This is a genomic window from Kitasatospora sp. NPDC088742, from assembly GCF_055584905.1.
In genome coordinates, this window is record NZ_JBVJLD010000022.1 from 81573 (window position 1) to 94488 (window position 12916).

General features: G+C 74.3%; 16 protein-coding genes. 8 read left to right on the forward strand and 8 right to left on the reverse strand.

The window, feature by feature from the left end; all coding sequences use genetic code 11:
* The first annotated feature begins 8 nt into the window (after positions 1 to 8).
* The 4 genes from ACZ6ZR_RS19005 (at position 9) to ACZ6ZR_RS19020 (ending at position 2452) form a co-directional block, all read left to right on the forward strand.
* Positions 9 to 512, forward strand: a complete 504-nt coding sequence (locus ACZ6ZR_RS19005) for an NUDIX hydrolase (RefSeq protein ID WP_465643731.1) — start codon at positions 9 to 11, stop codon at positions 510 to 512.
* A complete protein-coding gene (locus ACZ6ZR_RS19010) occupies positions 509 to 1009 on the forward strand; it encodes a hypothetical protein (protein WP_465643733.1) in 501 nt (166 codons plus the stop codon). Before ACZ6ZR_RS19005 ends, ACZ6ZR_RS19010 begins: the two co-directional genes overlap by 4 nt.
* 118 nt (positions 1010 to 1127) lie before the next feature.
* A complete protein-coding gene (locus tag ACZ6ZR_RS19015; RefSeq protein ID WP_465643735.1) occupies positions 1128 to 1667 on the forward strand; it encodes an NUDIX hydrolase in 540 nt (179 codons plus the stop codon).
* A 155-nt stretch (positions 1668 to 1822) separates the two neighbouring features.
* Entirely contained in the window at positions 1823 to 2452 is a 630-nt protein-coding gene (locus ACZ6ZR_RS19020) for an HAD family hydrolase (RefSeq protein ID WP_465643737.1), read from the forward strand.
* A gap of 8 nt (positions 2453 to 2460) precedes the next feature.
* On the opposite strand, the gene ACZ6ZR_RS19025 is transcribed toward ACZ6ZR_RS19020, so the two are convergent.
* From ACZ6ZR_RS19025 to ACZ6ZR_RS19045, 5 genes are all read right to left on the reverse strand, one after another.
* Positions 2461 to 2829 (reverse strand): PIN domain-containing protein, encoded by a 369-nt coding sequence (locus tag ACZ6ZR_RS19025; RefSeq protein WP_465643807.1) that lies wholly within the window; start codon positions 2827 to 2829, stop codon positions 2461 to 2463.
* A 5-nt stretch (positions 2830 to 2834) separates the two neighbouring features.
* Complete coding sequence (locus tag ACZ6ZR_RS19030) at positions 2835 to 3092, reverse strand: hypothetical protein (RefSeq protein ID WP_465643739.1); 258 nt, start codon at positions 3090 to 3092, stop codon at positions 2835 to 2837.
* Between the two features lie 110 nt (positions 3093 to 3202).
* Entirely contained in the window at positions 3203 to 3550 is a 348-nt protein-coding gene (locus ACZ6ZR_RS19035; RefSeq protein WP_465643741.1) for a DoxX family protein, read from the reverse strand.
* Positions 3551 to 3651: 101 nt separating this feature from the next.
* The gene (locus ACZ6ZR_RS19040; protein ID WP_465643743.1) at positions 3652 to 4101 is read right to left on the reverse strand and encodes a DUF3237 domain-containing protein; all 450 of its coding nucleotides are present in this window, start codon (positions 4099 to 4101) and stop codon (positions 3652 to 3654) included.
* A gap of 23 nt (positions 4102 to 4124) precedes the next feature.
* The gene (locus tag ACZ6ZR_RS19045; RefSeq protein WP_465643745.1) at positions 4125 to 5300 is read right to left on the reverse strand and encodes a flavin-dependent oxidoreductase; all 1176 of its coding nucleotides are present in this window, start codon (positions 5298 to 5300) and stop codon (positions 4125 to 4127) included.
* Positions 5301 to 5475: 175 nt separating this feature from the next.
* Here ACZ6ZR_RS19045 and ACZ6ZR_RS19050 point away from each other — a divergent pair, with 175 nt between their 5' ends.
* Complete coding sequence (locus ACZ6ZR_RS19050; RefSeq protein ID WP_465643747.1) at positions 5476 to 5985, forward strand: MarR family winged helix-turn-helix transcriptional regulator; 510 nt, start codon at positions 5476 to 5478, stop codon at positions 5983 to 5985.
* 141 nt (positions 5986 to 6126) lie between these two features.
* Here ACZ6ZR_RS19050 and ACZ6ZR_RS19055 read toward each other — a convergent pair whose 3' ends face one another.
* Complete coding sequence (locus ACZ6ZR_RS19055; RefSeq protein ID WP_465643749.1) at positions 6127 to 7104, reverse strand: hypothetical protein; 978 nt, start codon at positions 7102 to 7104, stop codon at positions 6127 to 6129.
* Between the two features lie 58 nt (positions 7105 to 7162).
* Between ACZ6ZR_RS19055 and ACZ6ZR_RS19060 the strand changes: the two genes are divergently transcribed.
* Positions 7163 to 7804, forward strand: coding sequence for a TetR/AcrR family transcriptional regulator (locus tag ACZ6ZR_RS19060; RefSeq protein WP_465643751.1), 642 nt, complete (start codon positions 7163 to 7165; stop codon positions 7802 to 7804).
* Positions 7805 to 7823: 19 nt separating this feature from the next.
* Here the strand turns inward: ACZ6ZR_RS19060 and ACZ6ZR_RS19065 are convergent, their stop codons facing one another.
* Positions 7824 to 8606 carry an aminoglycoside phosphotransferase family protein gene (locus ACZ6ZR_RS19065; protein ID WP_465643753.1) on the reverse strand — a complete coding sequence of 261 codons (783 nt, stop codon included), beginning with the start codon at positions 8604 to 8606 and terminating at the stop codon, positions 7824 to 7826.
* 149 nt (positions 8607 to 8755) lie between these two features.
* Between ACZ6ZR_RS19065 and ACZ6ZR_RS19070 the strand changes: the two genes are divergently transcribed.
* Together ACZ6ZR_RS19070 and helR are read left to right on the forward strand one after the other, a co-directional pair.
* Positions 8756 to 9760 (forward strand): endonuclease/exonuclease/phosphatase family protein, encoded by a 1005-nt coding sequence (locus ACZ6ZR_RS19070; protein ID WP_465643755.1) that lies wholly within the window; start codon positions 8756 to 8758, stop codon positions 9758 to 9760.
* 162 nt (positions 9761 to 9922) lie between these two features.
* On the forward strand, positions 9923 to 12088 hold the full coding sequence (helR, locus tag ACZ6ZR_RS19075) for an RNA polymerase recycling motor ATPase HelR (RefSeq protein ID WP_465643757.1): 2166 nt from the start codon (positions 9923 to 9925) through the stop codon (positions 12086 to 12088).
* A gap of 30 nt (positions 12089 to 12118) precedes the next feature.
* On the opposite strand, the gene ACZ6ZR_RS19080 is transcribed toward helR, so the two are convergent.
* Positions 12119 to 12718 (reverse strand): hypothetical protein, encoded by a 600-nt coding sequence (locus ACZ6ZR_RS19080; protein WP_465643758.1) that lies wholly within the window; start codon positions 12716 to 12718, stop codon positions 12119 to 12121.
* Between the last annotated feature and the right edge of the window lie 198 nt (positions 12719 to 12916).

Below are 12916 nucleotides of genomic sequence, written 5' to 3' on the forward strand. Positions count from 1 at the left end.
CGGTGGTCGTGGAGCTGCGCAGGCGTGAGGCGTCGAGGGTGCTGCTGGTCGACGAGACCGGGCGGGTGCTGCTGCTGTGCGGGGGCGATCCGCGCCGGGTGGGCCACCGGTGGTGGTTCACCGTGGGTGGTGGGGTGGACCAGGGGGAGGACCATCTCGGTGCCGCGGTAAGGGAGTTGCGGGAGGAGACCGCGCTGGTGCTGCCCGCCGAGCGGTTCGGCCCGGTGGTCTGGACCCGGCGGGCGTTCTTCAGCTACGACGGTCAGGGCTACGACCAGCACGAGGAGTACCGGCTGCTGCGGCTCACCGCGGCGGAGGCGGCGCGGGTCCGCGTCGACCCGGCGGAGGCTACCCACGGCCACCACTGGTGGACCCTGGACGAGCTCGCGGCCACGGAGGAGACCGTCTACCCCGAGCGGATGGCGGTCCTGCTCGGCGACCTGCTGCGCGCGGGGCCGCCCGGACCGGCCCTGCACCTGGGGGAGTTCACCGAGGGGGGCGATCCGGGGTGAGCGCGGTCGTGCGGTGGACCGACGCCGCCTCGGCCTTCGCGCGGATCCTCCGGGCGCACGGGCTGGACCCGGACGCGGTGGTGGACGTGGGGCGGGCGTGGGAGGCGTTCCGCGAGTTCGCGCAGCTGCCGCTGGGCGGGATCGCGTCGGCGGAGGAGGACGGCGACGGGTTCATCGTGCAGTGGGGGCGGTGGAGTTGGCACGGCGGGCGGCCCTCGTTGGGGTTCGCGCGCCAGGTGGGGGTGTGGGAGAACGGGGAGTTGGAGCTGCGGAGCGTGGAGCTCACGCTGCTCTTCGGTGACGACGTGGGGTGGGCGGGGCCCGGTCGGTCGCCGACCCGGGGTGGCGGGACGGACTTCCGCTTCGAACCCCTCGGCCCCGAGCGGGCGGTGGCGCTGGACGGGATCGTGGCGTTCGTCGAGACGCTCCCGGAGGTCCGGGCGCTAGGGCGGGCGGCTCCGGTGGGGAGTGCGCTCGGGATGGAGCGTGTCTGCTGAGGCGGGGGTGTCGAGGGGCGCGGCAGTGGTCACAGGCATGGTTCCTACGCACCACCCTTTGGGGTCGGTCGACGGACCACGGGGCCTGGTCGAAGCACTGCTGTGCGATCTCGACAACGTGATCCGGTTCCACGAGCAGGACGAGGTGGATCGGCTGGAGCGGCGTAGGCGCAGGACGTCCCGGGTGCTGCTGGTCGACGAGGCGGAGCGGCTGTTGCTGCTCCGCGCGCGCGATCCGCGGCGGCTGGGCGCCGGTTGGTGGTTCACCGTGGGTGGGGGAGTGGAGCGGGGTGAGGACCAACTCGCGGCCGCCGTGCGGGAGGTGCGGGAGGAGACCGCGCTAGACCTGCCTGCCGACCGGTTCGGCCCGCAGATCTGGACCCGGCAGGCGCTGTTCAGCGTCGACGGGCAGGGCTACGACCAGTACGAGGAGTACCGGCTGCTGCGGGTCACAGCCGCCGAGGCTGAGCAGGTCCGGGTCGACACGGCGGAGGCGGGCCACGGTCACCGGTGGTGGCGGCTGGACGAGTTGGCCACCACCCGCGAGACCGTCCGGCCGAAGGGGATGGCCGGGCTGCTCACCGACCTGCTCCACGGCGGGCCGCCGGTGGTCCCGCTCCACCTGGGCGACTTCGACGAGGACACCGATCCGGAGTGACCGCGACGGCCTTGTCAGGACACTGCCGCCGGGGAGTTCGGGCCGGACCCGCCGTCGGTACGGGCCTCGCCTTCGGCCGGGCGTGCTGGTTGGACCGCGGGTGGGCCGGGGCCCGGGCGGCGGTGGGGTGCTGACGTGGTGACAGGATCGGCGGTATGAGCGCTCTCGGGTTCGACGCCCTGCTGTGTGACCTGGACAACGTGATCCGGTTCTACGAGTACGACGAGGTGGACCGGCTGGAGCGGCTGGCCGGGCTGGAACCCGGGACCACGGCGGCGATCGGGTTCGCGCCGGAGCGGGACCTGCCGCTGCTGCTGGGACGGATCGGGCGGGCGGAGTGGGCCGCCTCGATCGCGGCTGCGCTGGTGGAGCTGGTGCCGGGTCAGCCGGCGGGGGAACTGGCGGAGGAGCTGGCGGCGGCGTTCGCGCACGCGCCGTCGCGGGTGGACGGGGAGGCGGCGGAGCTCGTCCGGCGGGTGCGGCGGGTGGTGCCGGTGGTGCTGGTGACCAACGCGACGACCTGGCTGGAGGAGGACTTGGAGCGGCTCGGGATCGACGACCTGGCCGACCACGTGGTCAGCAGCGCGCGGCTGGGCATCGCCAAGCCCGACCCGGCGGTCTACCGGATCGCGGCCGAGCTGGTGGGGGTCCCGGCCGGCCGCTGCGTGTTCGTGGATGACAGTCGGACGAACGTGGAGGCGGCGCGGCGGGAGGGGATGACGGCGGTGCTCTACCGCGGGCCTGCGGACCTGCGGGGGCTCGCCGGTGCGGTGGCCGGAGTCTGAGGCACTGTTCAGGGCGTCAGGTCGATGACCCGGACGGGTTCGCCTTTCCAGCGGGACGGGTCGACGGTGGCGACCACCGCGCCGTCCGGCCGGTCGGGGGTGGGGGCTGCGGCGTAGCGGGTGTGAGCCTGGGCCCAGGTGGTGTCGGCGGCGAGGGCCAGGGCGGCGGGGAGGTCGAGCTCGAGGACAGTGACGCCGGGGAGGGCAGCGAGGTGCTCGGCGGTACCGGGGCGTTCGCGGTCGGCCTCGACCAGCGCGCAGGCGGGGGCGTAGAGGTACCAGCCGGGTTCGGAGTGCGCGCGGTGGATCAGGCGGGAAGCGAGGAGGTTCCCGCGTCCGGCGGCGACCATGGCGGAGTCGTCGAGGACCACGTGCAGGCCGGTCACCGGATCTCGGCCTGGGCCAGGCGGCGGTCGAGCTCGGCGTCCAGGAGCGTGGTGTCGGTGGTGTCGGGGTCGTAGCCGTTCCAGGCCTGGAGCTGACGTCTGGCCTGTTCGGCACGCTCGGCACGTTCGGCGGGGGTCAGGATGGTCTCGGCGAGACGGGCGAGGTAGGCGCGGAGGGAGAGGTGCTCGGCGGCGGCGACCTCGGCTAGGCGGTCACGGGCCTCGGCGGGGATCCGGACGTTGGCATCGGCCACGGGGGCTCCTCGTGGTGGGAGGCGGCACGGGGATCCGTGCCTCTACCTGGAGGCAGTCTAGCGGGTACGGACGCGTACCCGTACCCGCTGTGAGGTGTTCCGGTGGGTGGTCAGGCGGCGAGGCCGAGGGCGAGGGTGATGGCGACCGGGGTGAGGTAGAGGAGGGGGAAGGGGACGGTCTTGTAGGAGCGGGCGCGGAGGTTGGCGACGACCGCGCCGAGGAAGTAGAGGATCAGGCCGGTGGCGGCGGCCACGCCGAGGGCCGGGACGGCGAGGCCGAGGAGGAGGCCGGCCGCTCCGGCGAGCTTGGCGAGGGCGAGCGGGGTCCACCAGGAGCGCGGCACGCCGTAGTCGACGAGCGGCTGGGTGACGAACTCCGCGCGGCGGGCGAGGGAGACGCCGGAGAAGCCGACCCAGAGGGCGCTGGCGACGGTGAGGACGACATGGGCGACGGACATGGCGGTGCTCCTGATTCCGGGCGTGGGAGATGGGCGGCGTGACGGGCCGTCAGCTGCGCAGAGGAATCATGGCACAGATCTGAACGCGTTCAACAGTGGGTTCAGGTGAGGGTGTGGGCCGTGTAGCGGACGGCGTCCGGGGTGCGGGTGGCGGTGGCGACGGCGAGGGTGTGGGCCAGCCACCGGTAGCGCGGGTCGCCCGACTCGAAGCGGCAGAAGAGGCGGAAGTAGCAGGCGGTGGGCGGGACTTGGTGGCCGGCGGCGAGGGCTTCGAGGACCTCGGGCGGGCCGGTGCGCAGGCCGGTGGTGGTGAGGTGGAGGTGGGCGCCGTCGTCGGTGCGGAGGGTGTAGCGGGTGTCGATGGCGATGGTGCCGTCGGGGTGGAGGAGCTGCCAGTCGGCGCCGCCGGGGAGGACGGTGCCGGTCAGGCGGGGGCCGGTGAAGCGGCCGCCGGTGATCGGGACGATGCGGCGGTGGCCCTGGGGGGAGGGGCCGAGGTCGAGGGGGGTGGCGACCTCGATGGTGAAGTCGGCGAGGGGTTCGAGGTGCACGGTGGAGGGCTCCGGGTCGGGGGTCAGATGGAAACGGTCCAGGAGGGGCGGGAGTTGAGGGCGGCCGGGTCGAAGCCGGCGGTGCGCTTGTAGGCGTCGGCGATGGCCGTGCGCTCGGCGAGGGGGACGACGGTCTCGATGTCGGTGAAGCCGAGCGGGGCGCGTTCGTGGGCGAGCCGCATCACCACCTCGGGGCCCTGCTGCCGGTTGGCCAGCTGGAGGGCGGTGGTGGCCGGGCGGCGGGACTCCTCGTACGCGGCGGGGGAGCCGGTGGTGGCGAGGGAGTGGGCGAGGGCGCGGGCGTCCAGGATGGCCTGGGAGGCGCCGTTGGACCCGACCGGGTACATCGCGTGGGCGGCGTCACCGAGCAGGACGACGCCCTCGGCGCTCCAGGAGGGCAGGGGGTCGCGGTCCACCATCGGGTACTCGTAGACGGCCTCGGCACCGGTGATCAGGGCGGGGACGTCCAGCCAGTCGAAGCGCCAGTCGGCGAAGTGGGCGGCGACGGCGGCCGGTTCGGCAGGGCGGTTCCAGTTGCCGCGGTCGGGGGCCTCGCCCGGGAGCGGCTGTTCGGCGATCCAGTTGATCCGGCTGCCGTCGCCGATCGGGTACGCGACGAACTTCTGGGTGCCGTCGCCCGCCATGATCATCGAACGGCCCGTCAGGAAGGGCGGGGCGACGGTGGTGCCGCGCCAGAGCACGAGTCCGTTCCACGGGGGTGCGCCCTCGGTGGGGTTGAGCGCGGCGCGGACGGCGGAGTGGATGCCGTCGGCGCCGATCAGGAGGTCGGAGTCGGGGGCGTCGTCGAGGCCGGTGATGCGGCTGTCCGTGCGGACGGCGTCGGCGCCGAGGCGTTCGCGGACGGCGTCGAGGAGGAGCAGCTGGAGCTCGCCGCGGTGGACGGAGTACTGCGGCCAGCGGTAGCCGGCGGCGAGGCCGCGCGGTTCGGACCAGATGGGCTGGCCGAAGCGGTTGAAGTAGGCGAGTTCGGCGGTGGGGACGGCCAGGGCGGCGAGGCGGTCGGCGAGGCCGAGTTCGGTCAACTCGCGGACGGCGTGCGGGAGGAGGTTGATGCCGACGCCGAGTGGGCGGATCTCGGGGGCGGCCTCGTGGACGGTGAGGTCGGTGAGGCCGGCGGCGTGCAGGCTGAGGGCGGTGGCGAGGCCGCCGATGCCGGCGCCGGCGATGGTGATGCGCACGCGCTTCGCTCCTTCGGAGATGGGAGAATGTTATGGCCGTAACAATCTCCTGTCGGGGCGTCGCGCGCAAGACCCTTTGAGGGGGAGAGGGAGGAGGGGGAGGGGGCGAGGGCGTTTGGGGAGGGAGTGGAGGGGGCGGCGGGGGTGGGGCGGTGGGATGCGCGAGACTCGGAGGGTGGAGAGCACTGATCGTCCGGACCTCAGGTATGCCGAGTACGCGCGGGAGCGGTTGGCGGGGATGCCGCCGCCGGCGGATCCGGAGGCGTTCGCGTTGGCGCACCACCTGCTGCACCTGTCGTACCTGGTGGTGGCCGATCTGGAGAGCCGGATCCACCGGCCGCGGGGGTGGACGTTGCCGGGGTTCCGGTTGATGTTCAAGCTGTGGCTGCTCGGGCCGACGCAGCCGGCCCGGCTGGCGGAGCTGTCGGCGATGTCGCGGTCGGCGGTGACCAATGCCGTCAACACCCTGGAGCGGGACGGGTTGGTGGAGCGGCGGCCGCTGCCGGACGACCGGCGGGCGGTCACGGTGGCGCTGACGGGTGCGGGGCAGGTGGCGGTGCGGGAGGCCTTCGGCGAGCAGACCCGGCGGGAGCAGGAGTGGTTCGCGGGGTTGGACGCGGAGGAACGGGCCGTGCTGACGGGGTTGTTGGGGCGGATCCTGGCGGCCCGGCCGGAGGGGGCCTGAGAGTGGCGGGGGCGGCCGGAGGCCGAGGGGTTCCTCGCGGTCGACGGTGCCGCCGATGAAGTGCGCCCGTTCGTCGAGGGAGTTGGAGGCGCGGCCGATCTCCTCGGCCTCCCGGTGCGCTGCGGGCAGGCGGGTTCGCGGTCAGGGTCGGGCGGCTGCCGGGGTGCCGAGCTCTTGGATGAGGCGGCGGTAGGTGGTGAAGGCGGGCTTGGGGGAGTAGTCGTCGCGCAGCAGGCCGAAGTGGTGGAACAGGCCGTCAGCGCTGCTGTCGGCGTCCCGGAGGGCGAAGAACGAGTAGCCCTGGATGGTGAGTTCGGCGGCGTGTGCCGCCACGGTGCGGACCACGGTGTCGAGGACGGCGGCCTGGCGCTGCTCGCTGCGGCCGGGGGCGGTGGGCCAGCCGTTCTCGCAGATCCGGATCGGGAGGGTGGCGGGGAGGCCGGCCTGCGGGAGGCTGGTCCGGCGGAAGGCGGTGAGCACGGCGGTCACGGCGTCGGCCAACTGGTCCTCGGGGAGCGGCCGGAAGACGTCCGGGAAGAAGTCCAGGCCGACGTGGTCCAGGCTCTCCCGGAAGCGGGGGCCGGCCAGGGCGCCGAGGTCGGCCCAGAAGGTGTCGGCCGGGTCGAAGGTCGGCACGGCGTTGAAGCCGACCGCCACGGGGTGGCCGAGGGAGTCGGCTGCCTCCCGGGCGGCGAGGACGCCCTGGACGAGGGCGTTCAGGACGTTCGGCATGCTGCCGTCGACGGTCGGGAGGGCGAGGTTCGGCTCCTCGCAGATCTGAACCGACGTCAGGTGCGGGCCCCCGGTCCGGACGGCCTCCCGGACGAACTCCGGCCAGCCGTCCAACTCGCCGGAGGGTTCGCGGTACTGGAGGACCAGGTCCAGGGTGCGGCCGTAGCCGAGGAGGCGGTGCGGCTCGGCCGGGGTGGGGACGGTCTCGGGTGTCGCGGTCCGCGCGAAGGAGCGGTAGGCCCGGACGGACAGCGGGGTGCGGGCGTCGCCCTGGAGAGCGGTCAGGGCGGCGGTGACGCGCTCGGGGGCGTCCGGGCTGACCGGGTGGACGACGCCCCGGTCGTCGCCGAGCAGCCCGCCGGGGTAGATGCCGAAGCTCAGGGTCATGAGGGCCTCCATAATTTTGGTGTCACACCAAATTTGTGGTGACACTAGCATGTGCGTCATGGGCCTTCGAGAGACCAAGAAGCAGCAGACCCGCACGGCCATCGCCGACACCGCCCTCGGGCTGTTCCTGGAGCGCGGCTTCGACCGGGTCACGGTCGCCGAGGTGGCCCGGCTGGCCGGGGTGTCCACCAACACGGTGTTCAACTACTTCCCGGCGAAGGAGGACCTCTTCTTCGACCGGCAGACCGAGGTGGAGCAGCACCTCGCCGCGCTGGTCCGCGACCGGGCACCGGGCGACTGCCCGGTGGCCGCCGTCCGGGACGACCTGCTCGCCGCGCTGCGGCGGGACGATCCGGCCCTCGGGCTCGGCGCCGGTGCGCCCGCGTTCTGGCGGGTGATCCGGGAGAGCCCGGCGCTGCGCGCCCGGGAGCGGGAGATCGGCGAGCACGTCGAGGCCGCCCTGACGGCCGCCCTGACGGAGCGTCCGCAGGAGGTGGTGCCGGCCGACGGAGTGCCGCCGGCCGTCCTGGCGGGGGCCGTCGCCGGGGTGCACCGGGCGGTGCTGGGCGAGCTCCGACGGCTGGTCACCGCGGGGGAGCCGCCCGCGCGGGCCCGGGAGGCGGCCGTCGAGGCGGCGCTCCGGGGGTTCGGGATGTTGTGCGCCGGGCTGCACAGTGGTGACCCGGCGTCAGATGCCTAGTGCCGTGCCCGGCACGGCACTAGCCGAGGAGTTCGGTGCGGCGGGTGAGGGTCCAGGTGCGTTCTTCCTCGATGTCGGGGACGAAGTCGCGCCGGAGGAAGGTGGACCAGGGGTCGGCGCCGGTGGGGCCGAGGCGGGTGATGCGGGTGGTCTCCTCGCGTTGGAGGCGGGCGAGGGCGTCGAGGACGGCGGCCGGGTCGGTGGTGGGGGCGTAGGCGGTGCAGAGGAGGCGGAGGCGGCGGGCGAGGGGTGCGCCGGAGGGGCCGAAGCCGGCGCGGGTCTGGCGTTCGGGGGAGCGCAGGGGGACGGTGTACCAGGCGAGTTGGGCGAAGTCCTGGAGGGGGTCGCCGGGGAGGGCGAGGTCCCAGTCGATGACGCCGGCGAGGCGGTCGTCGGACCAGACGGTGTTCCAGGGGGTGAGGTCGCCGTGACGGATGATCAGGCCCGGGCGCCAGTGGGCGTTCGGGTCGCACCAGACGGCGTCGGCCGGGGGCCGGAAGTCGCGGACGGCCTCGTGGTAGTCGCGCAGCCAGTGGCCGAGGGCGGTGATGCCCTCGTCGCTGCGGAGGGCCTCCGGCCAGGGTGTGAGGCCGACTTCGCCGGGGATCAGGGAGAGGACCTCCTCGCCGGAGGCGGCGCTGCCGCCGAGGACGCGCGGGGCGGTGGTGAAGCCGGAGCGCTCCAGGTGGCGGAGCAGCTCGTGGACGGCCGGGGTCCAGGCCCGCCAGGGGCGGCGGATGGTGTCGCCCTCGCGCCGTACGAGGGAGAGGCCGCCCTGCATCGATTCGCCGTCCTGGATCATGGTGCGATCGTACGGGGGGACGTTGCGCGGGAGAACTGCCGCCTCCTCGTGGGCCGGTGGGGGCGGCCGGACGAGGACGGGTGCTGGAACCGTGAGGAGCGGCGGGGGCGTCTCCGGCGGGACGTGGTGATCAAGGAGTGGGGTGTGCCGTGGCGGGTGTGGTGACGGAGAGGGTGGTCGGGGGCGGGGTGCGGGCTCCCGCGAGGCGGCGCGGGGTGTGGTGGCGGCTGGGGTACGGGCTGTGCGGGCTGGCGGTGGTGCCGGCGGTGGTCCTCGGGGCGGTGCGGGTCGGGGGGTTCGACGACGGGACGTTCTGGGCGGTGCCGATGGCCACGCTGCCGTACGCCGCGTTGGGGGCGCTGCTGGCGGCGGCGGGGCTGCTGGGGCTGCGGGCGTGGCGGACGGCGGTGCCGGCGGTGCTGCTGGTGGTGGTCCAAGTGGCTTGGTTCGCGCCGCGGTTGGTGGCGGACGCCGGTGCGGTGCCGGTGGATGCGCCGCGGCTGCGGGTGGCGTCGAGCAACGTCTACCAGGGGCGGGTGGACCCGGCGGCGCTGGTGGCGTTGGTGCGGGAGCAGCGGGTGGACGTGCTGGCGGCGGAGGAGTTGAACCCGGTGGCGGCGAGGCGGCTGGACGTTGCCGGGCTGGCCGAGTTGATGCCCCATCGGATCACCAGCGGGGACACCGTGCTGTACTCGCGGACGCCGCTCACGGCGGTGGGGGCCGGCACCACGGCCGGAGCCGCCGCGGCGGGTGAGGTGACGGTGGGCGGGAAGGCCGTGCGGGTGGTCCCCGTGCACACCTTCTACCCGGTCGGGGATCCGGCCAAGTGGGCTGACGGAATGCGGGAGTTGAAGGCGGAGGCGGCGCGCTCGGCCCGCACCACGGTGATGCTCGGGGACTTCAACGCCACCCTCGACCACGCGCCGATGCGCGAGCTGCTGAGCGCCGGACTGGCCGACACGCACGAGGAGCTGGGCAAGGGGCTGGTGCCGACCTGGCCGGAGGACTACCACGACCTGCCGGGGCTGCCGCCGGTGATCCAGATCGACCACGTGCTGCACGGGGAGGCGCTGCGGCCGGTGGAGGTGTCGGAACACACACTGGCGGGGACGGATCACCGGGCGCTGGTGGCGGAGCTGGCCCTGACGGGCTGAGAGGGTGGGGAGCGGCGGCGGGAAGAGGGAGAAAGCACTCTTCTGGCCACTACCAACTTATAGCGTGAGGGGGGCCTTGTGGCAAGGCCCCCCTGATGCCCCACAATCGCAGGTCGAAGCCAGAACCTGCACAAATGGGAGATTCGCGAGTTGTACACCTCTATGTCGGCATCAGGTTCGCGCACCACCGAGAGCGCCTTCGACCTGCCGGACCGTCTGGCCGCCAAGGCCGACCCGGCTCTGACCACGGCCGACGAGCGGCACTTCACCGCCATCGCGACCAGCCTGGAGGAGACCGTCGCCGAGCTGACCGAGCAGCTCGACACCGCCCGCAAGGCCCCCGGAGGGGCGGGCCGGGCCGCCATGGACCGCGACATCGAGGTGCACCGGCTGGCCGGGCGCCTGCGCGCGCTGGGCCGCTTCGGGCTCGACCTCTGCCTCGGGCACGTGGTGGAGGAGGGCAGCGGCGAGACGGTGTACATCGGCCGGCTCGGGCTGACCGACGCCGCCGGCCGCCGGCTGCTGGTGGACTGGCGCTCCCCGGCCGCCGAGCCGTTCTTCGCCGCCACCCACGCCACCCCGATGGGCCTGGCCAGCCGCCGCCGCTACCGCTGGACCCGGGGCCGGATCACCGACTACTGGGACGAGGTCTTCACCGCCGAGGGCCTGGAGGGCCGGGCCGCGCTGGACGACCAGTCGGCCTTCATCGCCAGCCTCGGCAGCACCCGGTCGCCGAAGATGCGCGACGTGCTGGCCACCATCCAGTCCGACCAGGACGCGGTGATCCGGGCCGGTTCGCGCGGCGCCCTGGTGGTCGACGGCGGCCCCGGCACCGGCAAGACCGTGGTCGCCCTGCACCGCTCGGCCTACCTGCTGTACGCCGACCCCAGGCTGGGCCACCGCCGCGGCGCGGTGCTCTTCGTCGGCCCGCACCAGCCGTACCTGAACTACGTCGCGGACGTGCTGCCCAGCCTCGGCGAGGAGGGCGTGCGGACCTGCACCCTGCGCGACCTGGTCGCCGAGGGCGCCGCCGCGCCGGCCGAGAGCGACCCCGAGGTGGCCCGGCTGAAGTCCACCGTGGAGATGGTCGGGGCGATCGAGTCGGCCGTCCGGATCTACGAGGAGGCGCCCACCGAGGGCACCAAGGTCACCACCGAGTGGGGCGAGTTCTGGCTGAACGCGCGGGACTGGGCGCAGGCCTTCGAGGCGGTGGAGCCCGGCACCCCGCACAACGAGGCGCGCGGACAGATCTGGGACGAGCTGGTCGCGCTGGTGCACGAGCAGCTGGACGAGGAGGCCGGGATCTCGGTCGAGCTGCTCTCCCGCTCGATGCGCCGGGACGCGGAACTGGTCGCCTCCTTCCGCAAGGCGTGGCCGCTGATCGAGGCCTCCGACCTGGTCGGCGACCTCTGGGAGGTGCCCGCGTACCTGCGGCTGTGCGCGCCGTGGCTGGCCCCCGAGGAGGTCCGGGCGCTGCGCCGGGCCGACCCCCGGGCCTGGACCACCGCCGACCTGCCGCTGCTCGACGCCGCCCGGTACCGGCTGGGCGACCCGCAGTTCGAGCGGCTGAAGCAGCGTCAGAAGGCCGCCGTGGCCGGCGAGCGGGCCCGGATGGACGACGTCATCCGGGAGATGGCCGGCGCCGACGACGACGGCGAGGGTGCCGTCACCATGCTGATGGGCCGTGACCTCCAGGACTCGCTGCTGGACGCGGGCGCGGTGCCCGAGGCGGCCGCCGAGCCCCTGGCCGGCCCGTTCGCCCACGTGGTGGTGGACGAGGCCCAGGAGCTCACCGACGCGGAGTGGCACATGCTGCTGCTGCGCTGCCCCTCCCGCAGCTTCACCGTGGTCGGCGACCGGGCGCAGGCCCGGCACGGCTTCACCGAGAGCTGGCAGGAGCGGCTGGACCGGATCGGCCTGGACCGCGTCACGGTCACCTCCCTGACCGTCAACTACCGCACCCCGGAAGAGGTGATGGCCGAGGCCGAGCCGCAGATCCGGGCCGCCCTGCCGGACGCCAACGTGCCGCTGTCGATCCGCAGCAGCGGGGTGCCGGTGCGGCACGGGGCCGTCGCGGAGCTGGACGCGGTGGTGGAGGAGTGGCTGGACGACAACACCGAGGGCACCGTCTGCGTGATCGGCGCACCGCGGTACCGGCCGGCCGACCCCCGGGTCCGGTCGCTCACCCCGACGCTCGCCAAGGGCCTGGAGTTCGACCTGGTCGTGGTGGTCGACCCGGCCTCGTTCGGCGAGGGCGTCGAGGGGGCGGTGGACCGGTACGTGGCGATGACCCGGACGACGCGGGAGTTGGTGGTGCTCGCCGGGTGACGGCCGGGCTGGCCGCCGGGCGGGCCGCCGTCAGCCGCGGAGCGGGACGCCCGGGTGCTCGGGGTGGCGGGCCGGCGGGATGGCGGGCGGCAGGCTGCGGGTGAGCGGGTGCTCCTCCGCCGGGCGGGCCTGGCGGCCGAGCGGGACGCCCTCGGCCGGCCGGGCGTGCGGGAGGCCGTCGGCGGGTCGGGCGTGCGGGAGGCCGTCGGCCGGCCGGGCGTGCGGCATCTCCTCGGGCGGGCGGCTGGGCGAGGGCACGGAGGTGGCGAGCAGCTCGCCGGTGGGCCGCCGCATCCCGTAACGGCGGTGCACCGCCTGCTTGGTGACCCCCAGGGCCGACCCCACCGAGTCCCAGGAGAAGCCCAGCGCGCGGTCGAACTCGACGGCCGCCGCCACCAGCGTCTCCACGCTCTCCCGCAGCTCCTGCGCCAGCCGGACGGTCGGCGCGGGAGCCCGGCCGTAGACCACGAACCCGGCGGAGGTGGAGGGCCGCCGGGGGCGGTAGACGTTGCCCAGCTGGGCGGTGAGGGTGCGCAGCGCGTCCACCTGGCGCCGCACCCGTTCGATGTCGCGCACCAGCAGGTGCAGGCTGGCCCGCGCTCGGGCGTCGTGGTTGATCTGCTCGGCCATGGCCTCTTCCCCTACGTGCTGCTTCCGGCTGCGTCCGGGTGCCGGTCCCGGCCCGGGCCTCGGCGGCCCGGTCAATCCCACTTGACCAACGCCCGAGTGCGCCGCTGGTCACGCGACCCGTGCAGACGGGATATGCCAGAAGTGCCGCCGAACGGGTGGCCCGGGATCGCACGGCGGGATTGCATAGACTGGCCGCTG